The sequence below is a fragment of the Streptomyces sp. NPDC029292 genome, assembly GCF_055569295.1.
The window spans coordinates 231,962-255,687 of sequence record NZ_JBVHXR010000009.1; the positions used below are offsets into that span (position 1 = coordinate 231,962).

A 23,726-nucleotide genomic window follows, 5' to 3' on the forward strand; every position below is an offset into this window, starting at 1 on the left:
GGGATAGGGACTTTACCGGTTCAGTAAACGACTGCCAGAGTGCGGAATCAGCCAACCGACGTGAACGGAGCTGGTGCAGATGAACCGCCGCAAGTCACTCGCCGGAACACTGCTCGCCGCCGCACTGCTGGCCGCCGGCTGCACCGGGACAGGAGGCACCTCGAAGGGCGCGGACGCGAAGGCCCCCGACGACCCGAACAAGGTGTCCGGGACGATCAAGGTCCTCACCCAGCGGACCGATCTCGTGCAGGACGGCACGATGAAGAAGTACGCCGCGGAGTTCAACAAGGTCTATCCGAAGGTCAAGGTCGAGTTCGAGGCCCTCACGAACTACGAGACCGAGGTCAAGATCCGTATGAACACGGAGAACTACGGTGACGTGCTCCTGATCCCCGCGGTGATCAAGAAGAACGACTACCCGAAGTTCTTCGCCTCGCTCGGCACCCAGGCGGAGCGGAGCAAGAAGTACCGCTTCACCGACTTCACCACCGTCGGCGGCAAGGTCTACGGGCAGAGCCCGATCGGTGTGACCCCCGGCTTCGTCTACAACAAGAAGGTCTGGAAGGACGCCGGGGTCACCCAATGGCCCACCACCCCGGCCGAGTTCATCTCCGACCTGAAGGCCATCAAGACCAAGACGGACGCGACCCCGTACTACACCAACTTCGCCGCCCAGTGGCCGCTGACCTCCTGGACGTTCGTCAACGGTTCGGTGCACTGCGACACCCAGGCGACCACGAAGCTGGCCGAGGGCGATCCGTGGGCCCAGGGCGCCGAGCTGCGCGTCGGCGACAAGCTGCTGTACGACATCGTGCACGACGGGTTGATCGAGAAGGACCCGACCACCACCAACTGGGAAGCTTCCAAAGCCCGGTTGGCGAAGGGGCAGATTGCCACGGAGTGGCTCGGGACTTGGGCGATCATCCAGTTCCAGGACGGGGCCAAGCAGGCCGGGGTCAACCCCGACGACATCGGGTTCATGCCCTTCCCGGCCCAAGTGGGCGGGAAGTTCTGCGCGGTTGTCGGCCCGGACTACAACCAGGCCGTCAACGTCCACTCCAAGCACAAGGAGGCGGCCCGCGCCTGGATCGACTGGTTCACCGACAAGTCCGGCTACGCGGACGACAACCTGGCCATCTCGCCGGTCAAGGACGCGCCCCTGCCGCAGGTACTGAAGCCGTACGAGGACGCGGGCGTGCAGTTCATCGAGGTCAATGACGCGAAGGGCGCCCAGGTCAAGGAGCTCGACGACGCGTCCGAGGTCGGCATCTACAAGCCCGACTACCGCCAGGACCTCGTCGACCTCGCGCGCGGCGCCACGAAGGGCAGCCTCGACGGCTTCCTCGACGACCTCAGCAAGAAGTGGACCGAGGCGCAGAAGGCCGCGGGGTCCTGATGGCGGACACCACCGAGAAGGCGGCGCGGCCCGCGGAGGTGGCCGCGCCCGCCGCCCCCGAACCGCCGCCCGCCCCGCGCAGGGCGCGGCTGTGGCGCGGCGTCACGCCCTGGCTCTTCCTGATCGCCCCGCTCGCCCTGCTGATCACCTTCACCTACGCGCCGATCGCCAACATGGTCGCGTACAGCTTCACCGACTGGGACGGCGTGAGCCCCGGGCTGCACTACACGGGCGCCGAGAACTACGTCGAGGTCTTCACCCGGGAGGACCTCTTCCAGGTGTTCTTCGTCAGCGGCTACTACCTCGCGGCCTCCGTGGTCCAGATCGCCGCCGCGCTCTACTTCGCGACGATCCTGAGCTTCAACGTCCGCTTCCGGAACTTCTTCAAGGGCGTGCTCTTCTTCCCGTACCTGATCAACGGGGTCGCGATCGGCTTCGTCTTCCTGTACTTCTTCCAGGACGGCGGCACCCTCGACTCGGTGCTGAGCCTGTTCGGCGTGCACTCCGACCGCGCGTGGCTCGGGACACCGACATCCGCGAACGTCTCGCTCGCCGGTGTCTCCGTCTGGCGCTACATGGGCCTGAACTTCGTGCTCTTCCTGGGCGCGATCCAGTCCATTCCGGGGGAGTTGTACGAGGCCGCCGAGCTGGACGGCGCCAACCGCTGGCACCAGTTCCGGTACATCATCGCGCCGGGGATCAGGCCCGTGCTGAGCCTGAGCGTGATCCTGTCCATCTCCGGCTCGCTTTCGGTCTTCGAGATCCCGTACATCATGACCGGCGGGGCGACCGGCACCGAGACCTTCGTGATCCAGACCGTGAAGCTGGCCTTCCAGTTCAACAAGACGGGGCTCGCCTCGGCGGCGGCGGTCGTGCTGCTGATGATCATCCTGGCGGTGACCTGGGTGCAGCGGCGCCTCGTCCCCGACGACAAGGTGGACCTCGTATGACGCGCCGAGTCCTCGCCCGCACCCTCGTGTATCTGTCACTCGTCGTCGCGGCCGTCGTCGTGCTGCTGCCGCTCGGCGTCGTCTTCCTGACCTCCCTCAAGTCCTCGAAGGAGATGGCGAACGACAGCGGAGCCCTCACGCTCCCCGACGACCTGCTCAACTTCCACAACTATGTGACGGCGTTTCAGGACGGCCGGATGCTCTCGGCGTTCGGCAACACCGCCTTCATCCTGCTGTTCGCCGTCACGGGGACGGTGATCATCGGCTCGATGGCGGCGTACGCGATCGACCGGTTCACCTTCCGCTTCAAGAAGCTGGTGGTCGCGCTGTTCCTCGTCGCCGCGCTCGTGCCCGGCGTGACGACCCAGGTGGCGACCTTCCAGATCGTCAACAGCTTCGGCCTGTTCGACACCCGCTGGGCGCCGATCGCCCTCTACATGGGCACGGACATCGTGTCGATCTACATCTTCCTGCAGTTCGTACGGTCCATCCCGATCTCCCTGGACGAGTCCGCGCGCCTGGACGGCGCCAACGCCTTCACGGTCTACCGGAAGATCATCTTCCCGCTGCTCAAGCCCGCGATCGTCACGGTGGTGATCGTGAAGGGGATCACCGTCTACAACGACTTCTACATCCCGTTCCTCTATATGCCGTCGGAAGATCTTGGCGTGATCTCGACGTCGCTGTTCCGCTTCCGGGGGCCGTTCGGGGCGCACTGGGAGACGATCTCGGCAGGAGCGGTGCTCGTCATCCTGCCGACCCTGATCGTCTTCCTGTTCCTCCAGCGCTTCATCTACAACGGGTTCACGCGCGGCGCGACGAAGTAGGCGCAGGCCGCGCCCCGTCAGGGGCGCGGGGCTGTGACACCATGCGGCTCCGCCGCGTGGGCGCGAGCAACCCAGGACCGTCCGCAGCCGCCGAACGACCGAACCACTCACGGCGGCCCGGCGTTCGTCGGCCCTTGGCCTCAGCCCTTGGCGGACAGCGCGGCCACCAGCACCGGCGTCACCTGCTCGACCTGCCACGGCCGCGCCCCATAGCCGGCGAGCGCGGCGGCCACGGACTCCGTGTCCGGCGTAACCGGCGGCTCCCAGCACACGCGGCGCACGGTGTCCGGCGTGATCAGGTTCTCCTGCGGCATGTTCAGCTGCTCGGCGAGCGTCGACACCGCGGCGCGCGCGGCGGACAGCCGGGCCGCGGCCGCCGGGTCCTTGTCGGCCCAGGCGCGCGGCGGCGGGGGACCGGTCACCGGCTGGCCGGGCTGGGGCAGCTCGGAGTCCGGCAGCTCCTTCGCGCGGTCGACGGCGGACTGCCACTGCTCCAGCTGGCGCCGCCCCATGCGGTGCCCGAAGCCGTTCAGCGCGGCCAGGGCGTGCACATTGGCCGGGAGGGCCAGCGCAGCCTCGACGATCGCCGCGTCACCGAGCACCTTGCCCGGCGAGATGTCCCGGCGCTGCGCGACCCGGTCCCGGGTCTCCCACAGCTCCTTGACGACCGCCATCTGCCGCCGGCGGCGCACCTTGTGCATCCCGGACGTACGGCGCCAGGGGTCCTTGCGCGGCGGCGCGGGCTCGGCCTGCGCGATCGCGTCGAACTCCTGCCGGGCCCACTCCAGCTTGCCCTGCCGGTCCAGCTCCTTCTCCAGGGCGTCGCGCAGGTCGACGAGCAGTTCCACGTCGAGCGCGGCGTAGCGCAGCCACGGCTCGGGCAGCGGACGCGTCGACCAGTCGACGGCGGAGTGCCCCTTCTCCAGGACGAACCCGAGCACGCTCTCGACCATCGCGCCGAGGCCCACCCGCGGGAACCCGGCGAGCCGCCCGGCCAGCTCGGTGTCGAAGAGGCGGGTCGGGATCATGCCTATCTCGCGCAGACACGGCAGGTCCTGGGTGGCCGCGTGCAGCACCCACTCCACGCCGGAGATCGCCTCGCCGAAGCCCGACAGGTCGGGACAGGCGACGGGGTCGATCAGCGCGGAGCCCGCGCCCTCGCGGCGCAGCTGCACCAGGTAGGCGCGCTGGCCGTATCGGTACCCGGACGCGCGTTCGGCGTCGACGGCTACGGGGCCGGATCCGGCGGCGAAGGCGGCGATCACCTCGGCGAGCGAGGCGTCGTCGGCGATCACGGGCGGAATGCCGTCTCGGGGCTCAAGCAAAGGGATCGGCGCCGATTCGACGTCGTCCGGAGGGGCGCCTCCGGTGGTTCGCAGTGAGCTGTCTGCTGCGGTCTCTTGGGCGTCGGTCACGTGTCAAGGGTATCTGTGTATGGACAACGCCCGCCGACGGAACGTTCCGTCGACGGGCGTCTGAGGGTCGTAAACCAGTCAGGTCAGTGAAAGATCCGGCTCGGAGTGCGTGGTGACCGGGTTCCGCGTGTCTATACGTGACTCTGGTTCAGTGGATGATCCCAGTCGGTTCAGTGGATGATCCCCGTCCGCAGGGCCACCGCCACCATTCCGGCACGGTCGCCCGTGCCGAGCTTGCGGGCGATGCGGGCGAGGTGGCTCTTGACGGTCAGCGCGGACAGGCCCATCGAGACGCCGATGGCCTTGTTCGACTGACCCTCCGCGACCAGACGGAGTACCTCGACCTCTCGTCCGGACAGCTCGCGGTAGCCGCCCGGGTGGCTCGGGGCGCCCGGGGGGCGGCGGTGCATACGGGCGGCTGCCGAGCCGATGGGCGCGGCGCCGGGCCGGGTGGGGAGCCCGACGTTCGTACGGGTGCCGGTGACGACATAGCCCTTGACGCCGCCCGCGAGGGCATTGCGTACGGCGCCGATGTCGTCGGCGGCGGAGAGGGCGAGGCCGTTGGGCCAGCCCGCGGCTCGGGTCTCGGACAGCAGGGTGAGCCCGCTGCCGTCGGGCAGATGGACATCGGCGACACAGATGTCGCGCGGGTTGCCGATTCGGGGACGGGCCTCCGCGACGGACGACGCCTCGATGACGTCGCGCACTCCGAGCGCCCACAGATGGCGGGTGACGGTGGAGCGGACCCGGGGGTCGGCCACGACCACCATGGCGGTCGGCTTGTTCGGGCGGTAGGCGACCAGGCTTGCGGGCTGCTCGAGGAGAACGGACACCAGGCCTCCTGGGGTGCGGGACGGTACCGACTCTGGGGATGAAGCCGGGACGTACCGTGCTTTCAAGGTCACAGACGTCTTCGGCACCAAACCCATCGACCTTTAGAGAATGATCACGATATGGTGAGTAACAATCTGTGCAATTCGGACACGCGATCGATCATCCGAAGATCGAACCGAGTCATTCCACGTCGATACGCGGCCGAAAGTGGCCGTATCGACAAAGAACCGGTAAGAGCCCGGTAAGGAGTGAGCGGGTCGGCGTGAGGGTCCGCGGCCTCGGCGGGAATGTGGCGTCGCGGGGCCGGGGACTCGGCGGGGACTGCGGCCTCAGCGGGACTGCGGCCTCAAGGAGACTGCGGCCTCAGCGCGACTGCGGCCCCCGGCGCTGCGGAAGGCTGACCACCGACGTGTCGCCCGGGGTCACCGGCGGGAGCCCGGCGATCTGGCACAGCAGGTCGCACCACGCGGCGAGGTGCGCGGCTGTGTCCGGGACGCCGCTCAGGCCCTCCCGGGGGGTCCACGACGCCCGGATCTCGATCTGGGAGGCGGACGGGCGCTCCGCGAGGCCGCCGAAGTAGTGCGAGCTCGCGCGCGTGACGGTGCCGCTCGGTTCGCCGTACGACAGACCGCGGGCCTGGAGCGCGCCGGTCAGCCACGACCAGCAGACCTCGGGGAGCAACGGGTCGGCGGCCATCTCCGGCTCCAGCTCCGCGCGGACCAGGGTCACCAGACGGAAGGTGCCCTGCCAGGCGTCGTGGCCCGCCGGGTCGTGCAGCAGCACGAGGCGGCCGTCGGCCAGATCCTCGTCGTCGGCGACGACCGCCGCCTCCAGCGCGTACGCGTAGGGGGCCAGGCGCTGCGGCGGGCGCGTCGGGTCGATCTCGATCTCCGGCCGCAGCCGCGCGGCCTTGAGCGCGTCGACGGCGGCCCGGAAGGGCGGCGGAGCCGTCTCCGTCGCATCTTGGTCCCCCTCCTTCGCGTCGTCCATTCCGCCAGCGCCGTCCGACAGTCGTCCCTGAGCCGCAGCCATGCGGGGAAGATTAAGGGGAACGGAGCCTCCGTGCAGGGAGAGACACCCGTGCGCGGGACCACTGTCCGGATCGCGCTGCGCGAATGCGCCGGTCCGAACGCCGGAGCCCGTGACGTGTACGTCGCCGGAGCCCGTCATGTGCAGGTCGCCGGAGCCCGGGACTTCGATGTCGGTCGGCCGTGCGAGACTTTCCGTCGTGAGTGCCAACGAGCGCCCTTCCGGGCAGCAGCCGACAGCCACGTACGAGTCCGCCTTCCTCAAGGCGTGCAGGCGCGAGCCCGTGCCCCATACGCCCGTGTGGTTCATGCGGCAGGCCGGTCGCTCGCTGCCCGAGTACCTCAAGGTGCGCGAGGGCATCCCCATGCTGGAATCCTGCATGCGGCCCGAGCTGGTGGCCGAGATCACGCTCCAGCCGGTGCGCCGGCACAACGTGGACGCGGCGATCTACTACAGCGACATCGTCGTCCCGCTGAAGGCCATCGGTATCGACCTCGACATCAAGCCGGGTGTGGGCCCCGTCGTCCAGAATCCGATCCGCACCCGCGCCGACCTGGCCCAGCTGCGCGATCTGACCCCTGAGGACGTCAGCTACGTCACCGAGGCGATCGGCCTGCTCACGGCCGAACTCGGCTCCACCCCCCTCATCGGCTTCGCGGGCGCGCCTTTCACGCTCGCGAGCTACCTCGTGGAGGGCGGCCCGTCCAAGAACCACGAGCACACCAAGGCGCTCATGTACGGCGACCCGCAGCTGTGGGCCGACCTGCTCGACCGCCTCGCCGAGATCACCGCCGCCTTCCTGAAGGTGCAGATCGAGGCGGGCGCCAGCGCCGTCCAGCTCTTCGACTCCTGGGTCGGCGCCCTCACGCCCGCCGACTACCGCCGCTCGGTGATGCCCGCGTCCACGAAGGTCTTCGAGGCCGTGGCGTCGTACGGCGTCCCGCGCATCCACTTCGGCGTCGGCACCGGCGAGCTGCTCGGCCTCATGGGCGAGGCGGGCGCGGACGTCGTCGGCGTCGACTGGCGCGTCCCGCTCGACGAGGCGGCCCGCCGCGTCGGCCCCGGCAAGGCGCTCCAGGGCAACCTGGACCCGGCCGTCCTGTTCTCCACCACCGAGGCCGTGGAGACGAAGACCCGCGAGGTCCTCGACGCGGCCGCCGGTCTCGAAGGCCATGTCTTCAACTTCGGCCACGGCGTCCTGCCGACCACCGACCCGGACGCCCTGACCCGCCTCGTGGAGTACGTCCACACGCAGACCGCGCGCTGAGGCCCCGCCCGTCTCACCAGCCGTGCCGCGCCTGCCTGCCCCACAGCAGGCTGCGCGGTTCCGGCGGGGGCGGGGTGCCGGTGCGCGGCGGCCGGGCGAGCAGCATGTCCGCGAGGAAGCCGACGACGTGCGCCGCGTACGCCACCGTTCCCGCGGTCGAGACGCCGCCGCCGCCGGACGGGTACACCGCCTGCAAGGTGAACCAGGTCTTCAGCGTGCTGGACATGTGCACCGACTGCGTCGTCGATATGGGTCCTCCAATTGAGGATCGCCGGTGCTGATCACGCTCAGTAGGCCCCGGTGCCAGCCACGACGACGCGCACTGTGCGAACGAGGACCCCGAGGTCCCCGGCCGGGGACCAGTTGTCGACGTACCTGAGGTCCAGGGCGACCGTCTCGTCCCAGGAGAGGTTGGAGCGGCCGCTGACCTGCCACAGGCCGGTGAGCCCCGGCTTGACGGCCAGCCTGCGCAGCTCCACCTCGTTGTACCCGGCGACCTCGTCGGGCAGCGGCGGCCGCGGACCGACCAGGGACATGTGTCCCCGCACCACGTTGAACAGCTGGGGCAGTTCGTCCAGGGAGCAGCGGCGCAGCACCCGGCCGACGCGGGTGATCCGCGGATCGCGGCGGATCTTGAACATCCGGCCGTCCTGTTCGTTGGTCCCGGTCAGCTGGTGCCTCAGCCGCTCCGCGTCGGCGACCATGGTGCGGAACTTGGCCATGGTGAACGGTTTTCCGCCGCGGCCGATGCGCGTCTGCCGGTGCACGACGGGGCCCGGGGAATCCAGCCGTACGGCGAGGGCCACCGCCACGAACACCGGGGCGAGCAGCACGATCAGCAGCGCCGCGCCCAGCCGGTCCGTTACCGACTTGAGCAGCGTCGCAAGCCCCCGCCTCAGGGGCGGGGCCACGTTCAGCATCGTGAGCCCGGCCACGGAGTGGACGCCCACCCGGCGCCCGGCAACCTCGGTCAGGCCCGGTACGACCACGAGCGGGCGCTCCTCGCTGTGCAGGGCCCACGACAGCCGCCGCAGGCGCGTTCCGGTCATGTACGGTCCCGGCACGACGAGGACCACGTCCACGTCGAGCCGCCGGGCCGCCTCCAGTACCGGGGCGGAGTCGGCCGACGGGCGCGACGGTGCCTGCCTGCCGAGGCGGGCGGCGACCGGGGCCAGCGCATGCGGGTCCTCGTCGCCGATCGGGCACACCCCGACGACGATGAGCTCGTGGTCGGTCCACTTCGCGAGGTGGCTCACCAGACCGTCGACAGTGTTCGCCTCCCCGATCACCAGGGCCCGGCGGACGGCCCGGCCGTCGCGGCGTCGGGCGACCAGATGACGGTGGATCAGCGTGTGTACGACGGCGCTCGTCGGCGCGCAGGGCACCAGGGCGGCGAGTGCGACGAGGAACGGGGACTCCTCGCCCGTCGCCGCCCGCACCACCGCAAGCAGTCCGACCAGTACCAGCCAGTCCTGCAGCGCGGGGCCGGCGTTGTCGCACTCACCGAGACGGCGCTCGCAGTAGCGGTCCCGTGCGCCGCGCACGAGCAGCCATGCTGCGGCCGCCACCGTCGCGTAGGCCGCGGCATGCGTGCTGCCGGCCAGCGCGAAGGCCAGATACACCGGCACGGCGGCGCCGGCCGCGTCGCCGATGACGGCGGCCGGCGCGTACCAGACGGGCCTGCTGGTGCGGCGCCCGCTCGGCGGCTGCTCCCGGATGACCTGTGTCTGCGCAGGTCTTGCCACTGGTACCTGGGGCATGGTCTCCCCGGACAGCCACATTCGCCCTCCAAGCGCGTCAATAAAGGACTATTCGAGTCTGTATGGCTGTTCGCTGAACAGCGGGGCGCGACGCTGGGTCGTGGGCAACTCTCACCCGATGAGCAGAGCTTCATGCCTTGTGCATATGCAGACGCCGGGGCCGGGCGGCGAGCAGTCCCCGGGAGGGTGCTTCTGGGGGAGGGCGCTGGAGGGCGGTGCGGTCCACCGGTGACCGGCGCACAGGCGAGGGGGCGGACGAACCCCGTCTACTTGACGGGCTCCGGCTCCGGTTCGCTCTCCGTCTCCGCCTCGCCCGCCGGGTCGACCGGCGTGTTCACGGAGTCGAGGAGCGGCTGGGCGACGTCCACGACGTGGATGGACTCCTTGGCCTTGACACCCGCGGCGGAACCGCTGTCGGATGCAGCCTTCTTGCCGTTGACCGAGTCGGTCTGCACTTCTCGTCGCCGCCCATGATCGCGAACTTCACGCCTGCGATGTGCAGCAGGTCGGCGAAGGCCTTGGTGGTCTTCTTGGCGCGGGCTTCGAGGGCGCCGGCGCATCCGACCCAGTACAGGTAGTCGACTTCGCTCAGGGCCTCGATGTCCTTGCCGACGGCCGGAACCGGGTGCGTTTCTTCTTGAGTGACGGTGTTGTCGGCGTGTTCGTCGGGGCGGTCTGTTCGTTGTGGTAGCTGGTTGATCGTCCGTGGAGAGGCGGGCTGGGTGGGTTGCGACGGGTGCCTCGGCTGCTGCGAGAGCGTGAGGCGGCCTGCCGTGGGGAAGCGGGCGCGGCTCCGAGGGGAGGCCGAGCGGATCGCTGAGTTGTTGCGGGTGTGCGAGGAGGAGTTGGCTCGGCTGTCCACGGCGTGTCAGGTGGTCGGCGAACTGCCGACGGTGCACGTCCCGGCCGCTTCTGCCCGGCCCCAAGTCCCCGGCTCGCGTGTCGAGTCCGTCGGTGGGCGGGCGGCACAGGTGGAGGACGCGGCCGCGGTGTTCGCCGAACGGGTGCTTGGGGTGCTCGCCGGCTATGCGGGCCCGGTACGGTGTCGGCGGGTGGTGGAGGGGCTGGGACTGGAGATGACGGCACGCAACGTCGAGCGGTGCGCCACCACTTGAAGAAGGCTGCTGCCGCTGGGTCGTCCTGGTCGACGGCAACAACCACCAGCTGGAGTGCATCGAGCAAGCAGCGACCAAGCACGGGGTCACCGTCGACATCGTCGTGGAACGTCCATGTCATCGAATACCTCTGGAAAGCCGCCGAGGACCTGCACCCCGCCCAGCCGGGCCGCGCCGCTTTCGTCCAGCACACTGCCCGCGACCTGCTGGAAGGACACGCCCCCGCGTGTGATCGCCGACCTCAACGCCCACCTGCGCGCCCGCGCCGAGGTCGATCACCCGACCCGGGGACTGCAGCGCGCAGCCGCCTGCCTGAGCGCCAAGCAGCCCTACCTGAACTACCACTCGCCCTGGGCTGGCCGATCGCCACCGTTGTCATCAAGGGCAGCTGCCGCTACCTGGTCAAGGACCGCCTCGATGTGACCGGTGCGAGATGGAGCCTTGAAGGCGCCGAAGCCGTCCTGCTCCTGCGCGCGGTCATCGCCAACGGCGACTTCTACGCCTACTGGCGATTCCACGTCGACAGCGAGTACCAGCGCACCCACACCGCCCGCTACCAGGAGAACTTCGATCTCACCGCGTGATCGTCAAGACCACAGTCACGCAAGGAGAAACGCACCCCCCATCCCGAACGCTCCCTCATCTCCCGGAAGCTGTGGGTCTTCCTCACCTGGTGCGCCGACTCCGGTCTGCCCGAACTCGAGCGACTCGCCCGCACCATCGACACCTGGTGGCCGCAGATCGAGGCGTTCCTCCTGACCGGCATCACCAACGCCGCCGGCGAAGGACATAACCGCGTCATCAAGCTCACCAGCCGCTGTGCCTACGCGGGTTCCGCAACGCAGATAACCAACGCCTACACACGCGCTGCGTCACCACCGCCGAGGACCCGGCTGCCTCAACCCCGCTCAAGATCGATGAGCCACTTCACCTGTCGGCGGCGAAGGGGCCAGGCGTGTCGGGTTGGGGCCAGGGTCACGTTGGTGAGAGCGTCAAAACGCTATATATCAGCAAAGACTGGCATGAATATCTTTAGGTAAACGAAAGAAAGGGGGTACCCCATGCTCGAGCAGGTCCTGGGTCCGATCGGCTTCCGTGCTGCGGCGCATGGACGCTATCGGCGCATCGCAGGGATGGCATGCCGCGATGGAGATCGGGCGTTGACCGGCGGAACTTACGCGACCGCTCGGCTTGGCGAGCGAGCGATGGCGCGCGTCGTATTCCTCTGCATGGTGGCACTAGCAGTGAACGCTGTGGTCATCCAGACCGTTGTGACCAATCCCGAGTCGCCGCTGAAGAACTACGTGCGCGTCGCGGTGCTCGGTCTCGCGGTGTTCACGATGTCCCTCAACCGGACCAAGGTGCCGACGTGGATGATCAACCTGGTCCTGCTGTCGGGCGTCCTGCTGCTCCTGCGCGACAATCCAGACCAGCTGTCCTACGTCTTCGTGCTGCTGATCGTCCCGCTGCTGTGGTCGATCCCCGAGCGCCGCGCCGAGAAGATCATGATTCTCGCGTCGCTCGCGTCGCTCGGCCTGGTGTTCGCGCTGCTGTACGCGGGCATCACACACAACGAGGTCCTGGACTTCCGCAACCGTAGAACCTACGGCACCCAGGGCGTCCCGTTCTTCTTCAACCTCGTGTATGGCGCGGCGGCCCTGACCGTGCTCTACGCGTTCAAATACCGACTCCGGTTCCCGTGGCTGATCGCAGGAGCTGCGGTGGCCGGGACGACCTATCTGTTCCAGCAAACGGACGCCCGTGGTGGCTACTACTCGTTCCTGATCTTCCTCGCAGCAATGGTCGTCGTTCCAGTCATCGCCCGCTCGCCGCTCCTCCGCCTGTGCGTGGCGCTGATCCCAGCCGCCTTCATCCCTTTCGCCTTCCTCCTCGCGAGCTATGCCAGCGATCCACAGATTGATCGGCTTCTGTCCTACCGTCCCTCGAAGTTCCAGCAGTTCCTCGAGCTCGTGAGCCTTGAGGACTTCGTGTTCAGCACGACGGTGAAGGACTTCAACCGGTTTGCGTCCGAGGCCACCGCTGTCGACAACTCCTACCTGCACCTCATGTTCGGTGGCGGGCTCGTGCTCACGATCGCGTACCTCGTGCTGTTCGCTGCCGCAACATTGAACCTGTTCCGACTCGGCAGACACGCGGAGGTCGCGTTCCTCGTCGCCACGGCGGTCTACTTCAACTCTGAGAGCATCCTGCTCCGCATCGAGAACATCTTCGTGATCTACTCGTGGTACCTGGTCTTGCGTTACTCCCGTCGCAGCGCCGCAGCCGAGGACGGCACCCCGCCGCCTGAACCGCTGCCGCCCGGCTACCGCGAGATCCCCGCCGCTTTCGAGCAGGCCAAGGAAGGCCTCCGTGCCAAGGACGTCTGCCAGGCCCTAGGCACCGGGCTGGAGCTGCGGCACGTCGAGAACATCCGCGCCAAGTTGAAGCGCCTGGTGAACCGAGGCATCCTCACCGAATCCGAACCTGGGCTGTTCGCCCTGCCCCGGCCGACGTCGTCCGCACCGGGCATCGACTCAACTTGAAACCCGACGAAGCCCCGCAGAACGCCCTCTACGTACGACTGCCTCTACACCCCCGCGGATGCGCTCTTCGAGCTGACCGACGCCGTGCTGTGTGCGGACGGCCCGGCGAAGCCGCTGGTCGAGCTGACCTTAGCGGCCGAGCAAAGAAGCTCCGCGACATCCTTTCCCTGGCCCGAACGCTCCCTCATCTCCCGGAAGCTGTGGGTCTTCCTCACCTGGTGCGCCGACTCCGGTCTGCCTGAACTCGAGCGACTCGCCCGCACCATCGACACCTGGTGGCCGCAGAACGAGGCGTTCCTCCTGACCGGCATCACCACGCAACGCCGATATCCAACGCCTACGCACACGCTGCGTCACCACCCAAGGGCCCGGCTGCCTCAACCCCGATCAAGAACGATGAGCCACTTCACCTGTCTGCAGGGAAGGGGCCAGGCGTGTCGGGTTGTGGCCAGGGTCATGCTGGTGAGAGCGTCAAAACGCCACATGCTAGCAAAGATGGGCATAAATCACCTTAGATAGCCGAAAGAAACTGGGGCACTCCATGCTCGAGCAGGTCCTGGGTCCGATCTGGGCTCGACGGTACGCCGTCACGGCCACCGCCCCGCCCAGTTGGCGCAGGCCCTACAACGGGATCCTTAGCCTTGGCGACCTCGCGGTGCTCCTAGTGGTGCTGGGAATCGCCGAAACAGCACGGTTCGGCCTGGCGTCAGATGCATGCCCGGATGCTCCCTCCTCCCCGTCATCCTGGCGCACCTTCAGGTCTGTCATGGCTTCGGACGGAGCGTACTGAGTGGAACCAGTCTCCCCGATCACGGCAGCCGAACCCATGGTCAGCCAGGCAATCCGCTGTCCTCGGGCAACTCTCGTGACCGTCACCTACAACAGTTCTACGACGCTGACCGAGTTCTGGGGCTCCTTCGATCCCAGTTGGGCTGAGTGGGTAGTTGTGGATAACGGATCCTGTGACGATTCCGTTGAGGTGGCGAAACGCCTAGGCGCTCGTGTTATTCGCCTTGAAGCGAACCGCGGTTTTTCGTTCGCGAATAACTCGGTGCGATCCGAGCAGGCGGGCGATGTGATCATCTTCTGCAACCCGGATCTGCGTGTCACTTCGGCTGGCATTGAGCGTCTGTCCGAACTCGCCCGCCGACGAGCTGCACTTGTCGCGCCCCAGTTGGTCAACACTGACGGTTCGCCACAGGAGAGTGGGCGTGGCGCACCCTACCCGCATCGAAAGATCCAGCATCTGCTCGGGAGGGGGGCCCCCCACGCTTCGTACGCGCGCATTGCCGAACCCGGCGATCAGCTACAGGTGGTGTGGGCCATGGGCGCAGCAATTGCTGCTAGTCGAGAGACGCTCGACCGCATTGGATGGTGGAACGACAAGTACTTCCTCTACTACGAGGACCATGAGATCGGTCTCCGAGCACTACGCCATGGCGTTCCGACCATTATCGACGGCAGCACCCGGTGGACACATGGCTGGGCGCGAGAGACAGCCCGAGGTTTCTCTTGGCACGCGTGGAGACACGAGATTCGGTCAGGCCTGCGTTTCTACCTCACCCATCTGTATTGCATCCTGCCCCTAGGGCGCCATGGCCGTCGGATGCGTCAAGCTGATCGACTTGTGGAGCGGTCATGAGCCTCGGTGAATCGGTTCACGTGCGTTCACTCGCGCCGAGGGCCGGGCCGCGGCGCGCAACCCCGGCGGATGCCGGAGTCGCGCCAGCGCTTCTCACGGCAACGGTGCTCCTACTATTTGGCAAGCCGGCGACCTCGAAACTTATCGGCGCTCGACTCGAACTGCCAGAACTCCTGGAGACGCCGGCGCTGCTGCATCTCTGGGCGCCCACCGCAATGCTGGTCTGGTCCCTAGTTCTTCTGTCCTTTACCTGGAAGGGGCAGCTCCCGCTTAGGGAGATCGAGATCGCGCATTTCCTTGGCTATCTCGCATTGGTCGGCCTTTTCTACGTGATCGTCCAGAGAGCGGGTGAATCTCGAAGTGACTGACGGTACCAGTTCACTGCGTCCTGCCAACGCCCCGGTCACGGCCGCATTCTACCTTCCTCAGTTTCACGCGATCCCCGAAAACGACAAGTGGTGGGGCAAGGGCTTTACCGAGTGGACCAACGTGCGAAGGGCGGAGGCGGCCTTCCCAGGGCACCACCAACCTCAGGTTCCCGCCACACCCTTCGGGGAGTACCACCTCTTGGACCCTGAGGTGGTCGCCTGGCAAACATCCCTGGCGGAAGCACACGACGTAGATGCCTTCGTGTACTACCACTACTGGTTTGCCAGAAATAGGCTCCTCGAACGGCCACTGGACTTCTACCTAGCGAGTTCGGGGACTCACCAGTTTGCTTTGTGCTGGGCGAATGAGAACTGGACCCGGCGCTGGGATGGAAAGGGAAGGGAAATCCTCATTGCCCAGAAGTATGGCCCAGATACTCCGACCGCAGTGTTCGAATCGTTTATGCCATACCTGCAGGACTCTAGGTATCTCAGGGTGAATGGTGCCTGCGTCCTCTTGGTCCATCGGGCAGACCATCTGCCGGAACCCCGCAGGTTTGCTGATGAGTGGCGGCGACTCGCTGCTGGAGCGGGCCTGGGGGACCTCTGGCTCGTTGCCTCCGAGACCCACGCCCTGACGCCGGATGCGCTTGGGTTCGATGCGATTGCGGAGTTTCCGCCGGTGGGTGACAGTAACTTGGGTACAGCCCTGCGGCGCCTTCCGCGAGGGACCAGAGAGGATTTCCGGGGACGCATGTGTTCGTACGAGAGGCTCGCGGGGCGCTACATGGAGCGTCCACCTGCCTCGTTTGTGCGTCATCCTGGGGTGATCCCGCGCTGGGACAACACGCCGCGTCGTCGTGAGCGTGCGACTCTCTTCATTGGCGGGGGGCCGACGGCGTACGGGCAGTGGCTTGGCCACGCCCGTGAGCAAGAACGTACACTCCGTGGATCAGCAGGTCTGGTCTTCGTTAACGCCTGGAATGAGTGGGCGGAGGGTGCGTACTTGGAACCGGATGAGAGGTTCGGCAATGCGTACCTTCAGGCTTCCCGCTGGGGCAGTGACCTTTCGGTGGTCGAACAATTCGCTGGCGCTGATACTGGCGGCCGCGTGAACCTGCCTGGCCTGGTGCAGGGCCTCGCGATGTCAGCGCGATCGGTCGTGAGGCGAAGCCGGGGGACAGGATCGGTGATCGCGTGAATGCCACTCCCGTCAAGATCGCCGGGATCATCGTCAATTGGAACTCGTCAACAGACACGATTCGCGCACTTCGGCTATTGGCCGACACCTATCCGTACGTGCAACCCCTAGTCGTTGATAACGCGTCCGACCCTGTGGACCGCCTCACGCTCGAAGCGGCTCGGGCGGAGACGTGGATCCTGGAGCGTCGTTCCCATAATGGCGGGTATGCTGCCGGCGTGAACGCGGGTCTGCGGATTGCGGGTGAACTGGGATGTGATTGGGCGTGGCTCATCAATCCAGATTCTCTTCCCTTTCCCAGATGTCTTGAGAAGCTACTGGAATACGCTGAAGACGCGGTGGCGCTAGCTCCACGTCAGATCACATCAGGTGCTCCATTTGATCTGGGTAGCACCTACGTGTCAGCCGCGGTCACGCGACGCGGCCACGTAAGGCACATCCGTTGCGATGGTTGCACGCGGGGCGCTCATGATGTGGATGTAGTGACTGGAACGGGGCTTCTGGTGAACGTTCCAGCGGCGTTCGAGGCTGGTCTCCTTAATGAGTCGTTCTTTCACTACAAGGAAGAGTTCGAGTTTGTCGAGCGGCTGGGTTGTCTCGGCGGCGTGCGCCTAGTCTGCTCTGCTCGTTTTTGGCACGAGCGCGGTGCGTCGCTGGGGCATCAGTCGCACGATGCGGCCTATTACCGGACTCGAAATGAACTGCTCTACGTCCGAACTAGGCATCCCAAAGGATGGTGGTTCAAGTTGCGCACCTGGCGCTTCACTTGCCGAAGTTTGTATTCACACAGGGGACAGGACTCGGAGGTCAGGAGAGCCACCCTGCAAGGGATCCGGGACGGCTGGCGGGGCGCGTCGGGCAGGAGGGTCAGTCGGTGAGGATGCTGCTTGTTGGCCACTCATCAGGTCTCTTGGGCGCTGAACGTTCGCTCTTGGAGATTGCATCGTCAGCGGTGACCGACGGGCACGACGTCATTGTCTCACTGCCGGGTCCAGGACCGCTCCGGGGTCTTCTCGAGGCTGCTGGGGTACGGGTAGTGGAGGCCCCTGTTCGATCTTGGCTTGGTCCGTGGCATCGGATCCCTCCGGTCGGCCTGCTGCGGCTCTGGCAGATCCGACGGTCCGTACCTGCCTACTTGGACTTGATTCGACGGATCGCTCCCGACGTTGTCGTCTCCAATTCTGCCGTTGTGGTCGCTCCTTCGCTTGCTTCGCAGCGAGTTGGCGTTCCGCACCTCTGGGTGGTGCGAGAATCGTTGAGGGACAATCGCCAGTTGCGATCCCTTCTGCCGAAGCCGCTCATCGCCCGCCGTATCTTCGATCGGTCGGCCGTCGTGTGTACCGTTTCGTCGTATGTAGCAGAGCAGTTGAATTCACTAGCTGGGTCATCCCGACGGACTCACACGGTCAGCCCGAATCCGGCAGCAGCGGCTGCTGGCCTACTGCCAACAGTTCGTGCATACCCTGGTGGCGGTCGACTGCGTCTCTTGCTTCCAGGTTCCTTCTCGCCTGAGAAGGGGCAACACAGGGCGATTCTGGCGTGCTTCCTGGCGCGTCGAGCGGGCAAGGAGGTCAACCTGCGCATTGTGGGCCGTGGGAGGCTTCTGTATCGCTCATCCTTGCGCGTCTTGATCACAATTTTGGGCCTGCGCTCGAACGTGTCCCTCCTCCCATGGACGGATTCGTTGAGCAGCGAGATTCAGGGTGCCGACTTCGTCTTGATGACCTCTGGAAATGAAGCATTCGGCCGCTCAGTAGTCGAAAGCTTCTCGCACGGGGTTCCGGTAATCGGTTTGGCTCGCGGAGCGACGACCACATTGCTCCGGGAAGGCGGGGGGCTGCTCGTTGAGCCGGCAACTACCCAACAGTTGGCTGCGATCTTGTGTCGTGTTTCTCACATGTCCGAAGGTGAGTACCTTGACTTGCGCGAAAAGGCTGCCGCGCGAGGAGACGGTTTCAGACATGGGCCGTCGCAGTATCAGATGTTCTCATTGGCGGTCGGCTCGATTGGCGGCGGCAGTGAAGTCAGGGCTCCGGCGTAGTCGCGTGACGCCCGGTTCGTGGCGATCCGTCAGGTCGGTGGCGCACCCTGAACGTGACAGGCGCGGCTTCCAAGATCATGGAGTGCTCGACGCCCCGTGATCCGAGTGGAAGACCGTGCCTGCCGACGCATCATCGCTGATCCCGCCTGCCCTTGACCAGCTCCGCGAGCACCCCGAGGAGGTCCCGAGCCTGCCGGAGCAGCTGGCCGAGGTGCCGGACCCGCGTGATCCACGCGGGGTGCGTCACCGCCTGGCCGTCGTGCTCGCACTGACCGCGTGTGCCGTGCTGGCCGGAGCGACCTCGCTGCTGGCTGTGGCGAGTGGATCGCCGACGCCCCGGCGCACGTGCTGGAAGAGGTCGGCGCCCGTCCCGATCCGCTGCTGCCCAAGCATGCCCTGCCCACCGAGATAACGGTCCGTCGGCTGCTGGCCCGCATCGACGGCGACGCGCTGGACCGAGCAGTCGGACGCTGGCTCAGGGATCGCCGCCCGAAGACACCCGGGACCGTCGGGCTGCGCGGCTTCGCGGTGGGCGGCAAGAGCCTGCGCTTGCGACACTGGGTCGCACGCTCCTGTCCAGGCTCTGTCTGCACCCCAACTCGCCGATTCAGGCGCGGAGTTGGCCAGAGGTTTAGCACTTCCTCTCCTGCGACGCATGGGACCACGATGCGGCCCGGGACCGGCTGGCCGCCTGGGCCCTGTGGTCAACTCGCGGACGAGCAAGTGATGTTGGTCCTGGACGAGACGGGGACGCGAAGTCCTCGACCGACTGTGTCGGCGCGGCCCACCAGTACTCGAGCGCGCTGGGCGGCGTGGGCCTGTGCCAGATCACCGTCCACCTAACCTACGCCTCGGCGCGCGGACCCGCGCTGGTCGACCGGGAGGTGTATCTGCCAGCGGGCTGGGCCGAGGACGAGGAGCGCCGGCTGCTGCGGCACGTGCTGGACGAGGTGTGCTTCGCCACCAAGCCCCAGCTGGCGATCACCATGGTGCACCGCGCGCCGGGCCCTGGGCATCGCAGCGCGCTGGATCACCGACGATGACGTCTGCGGCGGTCTCGAGCAGCGCCGCGCCGCCCGCGCCCTGGGCTTCGACTACGCCGTGGCGGTCAAGACCGACCACCGCGCCACCACCGCCACCGGCCGCCATCCGGCGGCCGAGCTGGCACGGAAGTTACCCGGGCGGGCGCGGATGCGGACCGGGCACGGCCGCAAGGCAGACCATCACTGCAACTGGGCTCTGATCGACGTGCTCGCCGCCGACGCCCTCGATGGCGACGCGGCCGCCTCGGGGCACTCGGTTCTCGTCGTGCGCCGTCACCGCTACGCCCGTGAACTCGCCTTCTGCCGCTGCCAGTCGGCCACCCTCGTGGACATCATCTGCACCAGATGGAAGATCGAGGAGGACTTCCAAGCGGCGAAGGGCCACACGCAGGGCTCGACCAGGGGCAGGTGACCTGCTGGAATTCGTGGATGCGCTGGAGCCTGATCAGCCTGCTGGCCGCGGCGTCTTGGCCGTCACCCACGCGCGTACGCGCACCGCAGACTCACCACGCGCGCCGAGGCGGGGCTGAAGACCGGGACGTGGATCGCGGACTTCTACAACACGCAGCGCCGTCACGGCGCAGCTGGCGGGAAACCGCCAGTCGAGTTCGAACGGATCACCCAGGAAGCGCGAGCCCGGACCGATCAGGAAGGCGGGCCGCATAACCAACGTCTCTACGCAATCACAGAGCTTGGTCATGGTCCGCGACCGTTGGGGAGAGACCGCGAAGGATTTTGGCGCCGGGCGGGATGCTGGAGCATGGACCGAGTTGAAGTCGAGGAACTCAACGCCGACTTGGCAGAGTTCACCTCCGACGTCTTTGCCCACCTGCCCTACCGGGGGCAGCAAGCCCACGGACTGCAGTACCTACGCGGACTCATGCTCGACGGCAAGCGCAAGTCGGTGGAGCCCATGGCCGAGCGGTTAGGGGTGCCCCGACAGAATCTGGGCCACTTCGTGGCCCAGTCGCCATGGGACTGCCAAGAAGTCATGCGCTGGGTTGCGGCCCGCACCGTCCCCGTCGTCCGTCCGGCAGCATAGGTGATCGACGACCACCCCTTCGTCCGCTACGGGCACCACACCGCCGGAGCGATCGTGCAGCACTGCGGCGAACGCGGGCAGCACCTGTGCCAGGTCGCCGTCTCCGTGCACGCGACCTCACCACTCGGGCCATCACCGCTGCACTGGCGGCTGTTCCTGCCCAGGAACTGGGCAGAGGACCGGCCGCGCTGCGCCGCGGCCGACGTACCCGACGGGGTGGTGCACGACACCAAGCAGCAGCTCGCCCTCGACCAGACCGACGAACTCGCCGAGTGGGGACTTGTTCCGCCACTGGTGGTCGCCGACAGCGACTACGGCAACAACGTCGCCTTCCGCACCGGCCTCAGCGACCGCGGAATCCCCTGGCTGCTGGCCGTCACCCGGGACACGATCGTGCTGCCCGCCACCGGGACACCCGTCACCGTCTGGGCCCGCCGACGCCCCAGCATCCACGTCAACGACGTCGCCGCAGAACGCCGCTACCGTGCGCGCCGCTTCGTCTACTGCCCCAAGACCCGACACCACCCCGCCCGGTCCGGCTGGTTCCCCGCGATCCCGATCCACATCGCCGGGATCATCGAGCGGGGCCACATCGCCAACAACACCGACGACCGCCTGCTGCCCCAGCGCACCCTCCTCATCCAGTGGAAGCGCAAGCGCGGGGCGATGTCTTCCGCTCCTGGATCACCGACCTGCCCGCCGACACCCCGCTGAACGTGCTGTACCGACACGCCACCAGCCGCTGGAGCATCGAGACGGACTGCCAGGAGATGGAACAAGCACTCGGCCTCGGCGACTACGAGGGCCGCACCTACCGCGGATTCCACCACCACGTTAGCCTCGTCAGCGCCGCCCACCTGTTCTGCCTGGAGCGCCGACGCAACCCAAAAGGCGAGGCCACAACCTCAGCATCTACCGGATCCTGGCGCTCCTGCAGGCCACCTTGATCAGCGGCCTCCGCTGCTGCCCCGCCTGCCGTCGTCCGGGCTTCATCAGCACAGCTGATCGCGGACCATGACCAGGCTCTGAATCAGGGGATTGCCAAAGATGATCGCCGGTCGCTCAGCCATGTCTGTTATCTCCGCTACCCGGGGCATGGAGGATGTCTCGGAGGACACTCCAGTTGCCAATCGGTGCGAACGTCTTGTACCCGCCCGACTTGGCAAGCCGGACGACGGACGGCGCCCGCTTGAAGATCGACCTCGGGAGCGCAGCTCGCCATCTCTCGAAGCGGAGCTTCTCCTCGACATGACGGATAGAAGTGCTCGCGACCCCGTTGTCGGTTACAGACATCCGTGCAAAGAGGGACTCGTACAGGTTCACCTTTGCGACGGCGTCACTACCTGCCCCCACCAACCAGCGTGCACGTGAGATGATCCGATTCGATTCGACTCCCACCACGTTGCGATCGTGCTGCCGGTAGCATAGGAACGAGGGATCATCGATCACGTGAAGCTGGCCGCGCAGCGCCGCCCAGATGGCGAGCCAGTAGTCGTGCCACCACCCGTCAGGAACGGGAAGGGCGTCCCGGATGAGGGTCCGATCAACAGCAAACGTCATGCCCGCGAGAAAGTTGCGTCGGCAGAGCACCGAGACTGCGCGGGGCGAATTCAGGGCTTCCAGCTCCGCCTTTGACAGTCCCATCGACGAGAACGTCGAACCACCCAGCGAAGCGCCGTCAGCGTCGATCAGCGTCGCGTCGTGAGTAACTAGCGTGACACCTCGATGCTCCTGCATTGCCCGAAGAGCAGCCTCGACCCGCCCCGCCCGCCAGACATCGTCCTGGTCGGCCAGCAGGACCACCTTGCCCCTGGCTTCAGACATCGCCCGTTCGAAGTTGCGCGTCACCCCGAGTCGGGACGCACGATTCGGCAGCACGCGCACATCCGGCACGTCTCTCGCCCGGCCGAGTTCCTCGAGCGTCCGGTGCACGACGTCGAGAGTGCCGTCGGACGAACCATCGTCGGCGACGACGATCTCCCCCAGGGCTGGCGACTGCTCGACCATGCTCGTGAGCTGGGCGCGGACGAAGGACCGGCCATTGAAGGTGCACATCACAGCGGAGGTTTCCACCCCGAACTCGTCAGTCATGCCACCCGCCCCCTGAGTGCGTGGGCAATCGCAATCGCGGTGATCGCCATCAGTGCCTCGCTGCAGACGGGGCCCCAAGCCACGCCGACCGCGCCGTGGAGGTGTCCAAGGAGCACCATCGCGGGCAGACCGATCACCGTCGCCACCGAAGTCGCCGCAAGCACGATCGTGACGCCACCGAATGGGACGAGCACCATACGCAGGAGCAGGGTGGATACGTTGAGCGCGAAGAAGGCGAGTGCATACTCAACACCGGCACTCGGGGACGCCACCACGTGCCCGTCGAAGAGGATCTGGCTCATCGGGGCGCTAGCAGAGGCAAGCGCGAGGCAACCGGCGACGCCGAATGTCACATGCAAGGTGACCGTAACGGACACGCGTCCGGTCACTGTCATCCCGCGCTGCCAGCCGATCCGCTCCGCGATCACGGTTCCGGGCATCGTCGGCGTCTCCCGCAGAAGCTCGCGGATCTGCACCTCGACCGCGTCCACCACCGAGCTCTTCGGCGCCCTCTCGCACTTCGGCGGACGGTCCGTGGCCAGCGCCCGTTTCACCGTGTTCTTCGAGATCCCCAGATGCCTCGCGATCGCCCGGATCGGCATCTGCTCGGCCCCATGCAGTCTGCGGATCTCTGCCCAGTCCTCCACACAGATCACCTCCTCTTCCCTCCTGACCTTCTCAACGGAGATTCCGGCCACGTCCTCCAGGTGGTGCGGCACGAATTCCACGATGAGCGCACGTGCGTCGCTCAGGATTCGTTGCATGCCCTGGAGCGCGAAGTATTCAGAGCCTTCGATGTCCATGACGATGACGTGTAAGCACTGTGACGTCAGAGCATCGTCGAGTCGCGCAGATCGGACTTCGACTACCTACGGTTTGTCGAAGGAGTAGCGCTTCGCCATCGTTATGGGAAGGCGCTTGTTGCCAGCAGAGTTCACGGTACCTTGGAGCATCGTCAAGGAGTCGTCAACATCAGATGCGGCCCACTGCAGCGGAATGCAGTTGTCCACCCGGTTGAGCGCCACGTTCATCTCGAGCAGGCGGAACGTCTCGGGCGATTTCAACCGCCACCACCCGCGCGACTCGCTGTGAAAGGGGGATCGCCAGAGTGTCAACGTGGGCTCCCACGACGAGGATTGCTCGAGTTTGCGTCGACCAGCCT

24 protein-coding genes and 5 pseudogenes are annotated in these 23,726 nt (G+C 66.7%); 17 read left to right on the top strand and 12 right to left on the bottom strand.

The genetic code is table 11. The annotated features are described in order from the left end of the window. Nucleotides 1-79 precede the first annotated feature (79 nt). From ACZ4WS_RS21445 to ACZ4WS_RS21455, 3 genes are read left to right on the top strand one after another with little or no spacing between them, the layout of a single operon-like run. Nucleotides 80-1,396 carry an ABC transporter substrate-binding protein gene (locus tag ACZ4WS_RS21445; protein ID WP_467982580.1) on the top strand — a complete coding sequence of 439 codons (1,317 nt, stop codon included), beginning with the start codon at nt 80-82 and terminating at the stop codon, nt 1,394-1,396. Next, nucleotides 1,396-2,346: a carbohydrate ABC transporter permease gene (locus ACZ4WS_RS21450; protein WP_467982582.1), complete on the top strand. Its 951-nt coding sequence runs from the start codon at nt 1,396-1,398 to the stop codon at nt 2,344-2,346. Before ACZ4WS_RS21445 ends, ACZ4WS_RS21450 begins: the two co-directional genes overlap by 1 nt. Beyond that, nucleotides 2,343-3,173, top strand: a complete 831-nt coding sequence (locus ACZ4WS_RS21455; protein WP_467982584.1) for a carbohydrate ABC transporter permease — start codon at nt 2,343-2,345, stop codon at nt 3,171-3,173. The genes ACZ4WS_RS21450 and ACZ4WS_RS21455 overlap by 4 nt, the downstream gene beginning before the upstream one ends. Nucleotides 3,174-3,313: 140 nt before the next feature. On the opposite strand, the gene ACZ4WS_RS21460 is transcribed toward ACZ4WS_RS21455, so the two are convergent. The 3 genes from ACZ4WS_RS21460 to ACZ4WS_RS21470 all read right to left on the bottom strand — a co-directional run bounded on the left by ACZ4WS_RS21460 (nt 3,314) and on the right by ACZ4WS_RS21470 (nt 6,412). Then, nucleotides 3,314-4,588, bottom strand: a complete 1,275-nt coding sequence (locus tag ACZ4WS_RS21460) for a ribonuclease D (protein WP_467982585.1) — start codon at nt 4,586-4,588, stop codon at nt 3,314-3,316. 170 nt (nt 4,589-4,758) lie between these two features. After that, the gene (locus ACZ4WS_RS21465; RefSeq protein WP_019073943.1) at nt 4,759-5,421 is read right to left on the bottom strand and encodes a response regulator transcription factor; all 663 of its coding nucleotides are present in this window, start codon (nt 5,419-5,421) and stop codon (nt 4,759-4,761) included. 364 nt (nt 5,422-5,785) lie between these two features. Next, nucleotides 5,786-6,412: a DUF3000 domain-containing protein gene (locus ACZ4WS_RS21470; RefSeq protein WP_467982763.1), complete on the bottom strand. Its 627-nt coding sequence runs from the start codon at nt 6,410-6,412 to the stop codon at nt 5,786-5,788. 238 nt (nt 6,413-6,650) lie between these two features. On the opposite strand from ACZ4WS_RS21470, the gene hemE reads away from it, so the two are divergent. Beyond that, nucleotides 6,651-7,718, top strand: coding sequence for a uroporphyrinogen decarboxylase (gene hemE / locus ACZ4WS_RS21475; RefSeq protein ID WP_467982589.1), 1,068 nt, complete (start codon nt 6,651-6,653; stop codon nt 7,716-7,718). A gap of 13 nt (nt 7,719-7,731) precedes the next feature. Here hemE and ACZ4WS_RS21480 read toward each other — a convergent pair. The 4 genes and pseudogenes from ACZ4WS_RS21480 to ACZ4WS_RS21495 form a co-directional block, all read right to left on the bottom strand. After that, a pseudogene (locus tag ACZ4WS_RS21480) lies at nt 7,732-7,923 on the bottom strand (rhomboid family intramembrane serine protease); the annotation flags it as partial. 82 nt (nt 7,924-8,005) lie between these two features. Further along, complete coding sequence (locus ACZ4WS_RS21485) at nt 8,006-9,478, bottom strand: sugar transferase (RefSeq protein ID WP_467982591.1); 1,473 nt, start codon at nt 9,476-9,478, stop codon at nt 8,006-8,008. Nucleotides 9,479-9,744: 266 nt separating this feature from the next. Then, on the bottom strand, nt 9,745-9,933 hold the full coding sequence (locus ACZ4WS_RS21490; protein WP_467982782.1) for a hypothetical protein: 189 nt from the start codon (nt 9,931-9,933) through the stop codon (nt 9,745-9,747). After that, nucleotides 9,900-10,121: pseudogene (locus ACZ4WS_RS21495) on the bottom strand (hypothetical protein); the annotation flags it as partial. The gene ACZ4WS_RS21490 and the pseudogene ACZ4WS_RS21495, both read right to left, overlap by 34 nt. Nucleotides 10,122-10,251: 130 nt before the next feature. On the opposite strand from ACZ4WS_RS21495, the gene ACZ4WS_RS21500 reads away from it, so the two are divergent. The 12 genes from ACZ4WS_RS21500 (at nt 10,252) to ACZ4WS_RS21555 (ending at nt 19,843) form a co-directional block, all read left to right on the top strand. After that, nucleotides 10,252-10,593 carry a hypothetical protein gene (locus ACZ4WS_RS21500; RefSeq protein ID WP_467982784.1) on the top strand — a complete coding sequence of 114 codons (342 nt, stop codon included), beginning with the start codon at nt 10,252-10,254 and terminating at the stop codon, nt 10,591-10,593. A 419-nt stretch (nt 10,594-11,012) separates the two neighbouring features. Then, a complete protein-coding gene (locus tag ACZ4WS_RS21505) occupies nt 11,013-11,177 on the top strand; it encodes a hypothetical protein (protein ID WP_467982593.1) in 165 nt (54 codons plus the stop codon). 69 nt (nt 11,178-11,246) lie between these two features. Beyond that, complete coding sequence (locus tag ACZ4WS_RS21510; RefSeq protein ID WP_467982765.1) at nt 11,247-11,633, top strand: transposase; 387 nt, start codon at nt 11,247-11,249, stop codon at nt 11,631-11,633. Nucleotides 11,634-11,654: 21 nt separating this feature from the next. After that, on the top strand, nt 11,655-13,136 hold the full coding sequence (locus ACZ4WS_RS21515) for a hypothetical protein (RefSeq protein ID WP_467982594.1): 1,482 nt from the start codon (nt 11,655-11,657) through the stop codon (nt 13,134-13,136). An 865-nt stretch (nt 13,137-14,001) separates the two neighbouring features. Further along, nucleotides 14,002-14,778, top strand: coding sequence for a glycosyltransferase (locus ACZ4WS_RS21520; protein ID WP_467982595.1), 777 nt, complete (start codon nt 14,002-14,004; stop codon nt 14,776-14,778). Next, nucleotides 14,775-15,146: a hypothetical protein gene (locus tag ACZ4WS_RS21525; RefSeq protein WP_467982597.1), complete on the top strand. Its 372-nt coding sequence runs from the start codon at nt 14,775-14,777 to the stop codon at nt 15,144-15,146. The genes ACZ4WS_RS21520 and ACZ4WS_RS21525 overlap by 4 nt, the downstream gene beginning before the upstream one ends. Further along, the gene (locus tag ACZ4WS_RS21530; RefSeq protein WP_467982766.1) at nt 15,139-16,347 is read left to right on the top strand and encodes a glycosyltransferase WbsX family protein; all 1,209 of its coding nucleotides are present in this window, start codon (nt 15,139-15,141) and stop codon (nt 16,345-16,347) included. The genes ACZ4WS_RS21525 and ACZ4WS_RS21530 overlap by 8 nt, the downstream gene beginning before the upstream one ends. Continuing rightward, nucleotides 16,344-17,225, top strand: coding sequence for a glycosyltransferase family 2 protein (locus ACZ4WS_RS21535; protein WP_467982599.1), 882 nt, complete (start codon nt 16,344-16,346; stop codon nt 17,223-17,225). Before ACZ4WS_RS21530 ends, ACZ4WS_RS21535 begins: the two co-directional genes overlap by 4 nt. Nucleotides 17,226-17,227: 2 nt before the next feature. Next, entirely contained in the window at nt 17,228-18,388 is a 1,161-nt protein-coding gene (locus ACZ4WS_RS21540; RefSeq protein ID WP_467982767.1) for a glycosyltransferase family 4 protein, read from the top strand. Between the two features lie 238 nt (nt 18,389-18,626). Beyond that, complete coding sequence (locus ACZ4WS_RS21545; RefSeq protein ID WP_467982769.1) at nt 18,627-18,800, top strand: hypothetical protein; 174 nt, start codon at nt 18,627-18,629, stop codon at nt 18,798-18,800. Between the two features lie 271 nt (nt 18,801-19,071). Beyond that, nucleotides 19,072-19,431 (top strand): transposase, encoded by a 360-nt coding sequence (locus tag ACZ4WS_RS21550; RefSeq protein WP_467982771.1) that lies wholly within the window; start codon nt 19,072-19,074, stop codon nt 19,429-19,431. 58 nt (nt 19,432-19,489) lie between these two features. Beyond that, nucleotides 19,490-19,843, top strand: a complete 354-nt coding sequence (locus ACZ4WS_RS21555; RefSeq protein ID WP_467982601.1) for a hypothetical protein — start codon at nt 19,490-19,492, stop codon at nt 19,841-19,843. A 33-nt stretch (nt 19,844-19,876) separates the two neighbouring features. On the opposite strand, the gene ACZ4WS_RS21560 is transcribed toward ACZ4WS_RS21555, so the two are convergent. After that, a complete protein-coding gene (locus ACZ4WS_RS21560; RefSeq protein ID WP_467982603.1) occupies nt 19,877-20,131 on the bottom strand; it encodes a hypothetical protein in 255 nt (84 codons plus the stop codon). Between the two features lie 60 nt (nt 20,132-20,191). Between ACZ4WS_RS21560 and ACZ4WS_RS21565 the strand changes: the two are divergent. Next, nucleotides 20,192-21,187, top strand: a pseudogene (locus tag ACZ4WS_RS21565) (IS701 family transposase). Between the two features lie 348 nt (nt 21,188-21,535). Here the strand turns inward: ACZ4WS_RS21565 and ACZ4WS_RS21570 are convergent. From ACZ4WS_RS21570 to ACZ4WS_RS21585, 4 genes and pseudogenes are all read right to left on the bottom strand, one after another. After that, entirely contained in the window at nt 21,536-22,564 is a 1,029-nt protein-coding gene (locus ACZ4WS_RS21570) for a glycosyltransferase (protein ID WP_467982604.1), read from the bottom strand. Nucleotides 22,565-22,950: 386 nt separating this feature from the next. Further along, nucleotides 22,951-23,220: pseudogene (locus ACZ4WS_RS21575) on the bottom strand (helix-turn-helix domain-containing protein); the annotation flags it as partial. A gap of 57 nt (nt 23,221-23,277) precedes the next feature. Beyond that, a pseudogene (locus ACZ4WS_RS21580) lies at nt 23,278-23,418 on the bottom strand (FkbM family methyltransferase); the annotation flags it as partial. A gap of 15 nt (nt 23,419-23,433) precedes the next feature. After that, a complete protein-coding gene (locus ACZ4WS_RS21585) occupies nt 23,434-23,628 on the bottom strand; it encodes a hypothetical protein (RefSeq protein WP_467982606.1) in 195 nt (64 codons plus the stop codon). Nucleotides 23,629-23,726 lie beyond the last annotated feature (98 nt).

Excerpts from the sequence above, each read along its gene's own strand:
- ACZ4WS_RS21570 (WP_467982604.1), bottom strand. The coding sequence starts at position 22,564 with ATGACTGACGAGTTCGGGGTGGAAACCTCCGCTGTGATGTGCACCTTC.
- ACZ4WS_RS21455 (WP_467982584.1), top strand. The coding sequence starts at position 2,343 with ATGACGCGCCGAGTCCTCGCCCGCACCCTCGTGTATCTGTCACTCGTC.
- ACZ4WS_RS21470 (WP_467982763.1), bottom strand. The coding sequence starts at position 6,412 with ATGGACGACGCGAAGGAGGGGGACCAAGATGCGACGGAGACGGCTCCG.
- ACZ4WS_RS21445 (WP_467982580.1), top strand. The coding sequence starts at position 80 with ATGAACCGCCGCAAGTCACTCGCCGGAACACTGCTCGCCGCCGCACTG.
- ACZ4WS_RS21540 (WP_467982767.1), top strand. The coding sequence starts at position 17,228 with ATGCTGCTTGTTGGCCACTCATCAGGTCTCTTGGGCGCTGAACGTTCG.
- ACZ4WS_RS21450 (WP_467982582.1), top strand. The coding sequence starts at position 1,396 with ATGGCGGACACCACCGAGAAGGCGGCGCGGCCCGCGGAGGTGGCCGCG.
- ACZ4WS_RS21525 (WP_467982597.1), top strand. The coding sequence starts at position 14,775 with ATGAGCCTCGGTGAATCGGTTCACGTGCGTTCACTCGCGCCGAGGGCC.
- ACZ4WS_RS21560 (WP_467982603.1), bottom strand. The coding sequence starts at position 20,131 with ATGACCAAGCTCTGTGATTGCGTAGAGACGTTGGTTATGCGGCCCGCC.
- ACZ4WS_RS21485 (WP_467982591.1), bottom strand. The coding sequence starts at position 9,478 with ATGCCCCAGGTACCAGTGGCAAGACCTGCGCAGACACAGGTCATCCGG.
- ACZ4WS_RS21515 (WP_467982594.1), top strand. The coding sequence starts at position 11,655 with ATGCTCGAGCAGGTCCTGGGTCCGATCGGCTTCCGTGCTGCGGCGCAT.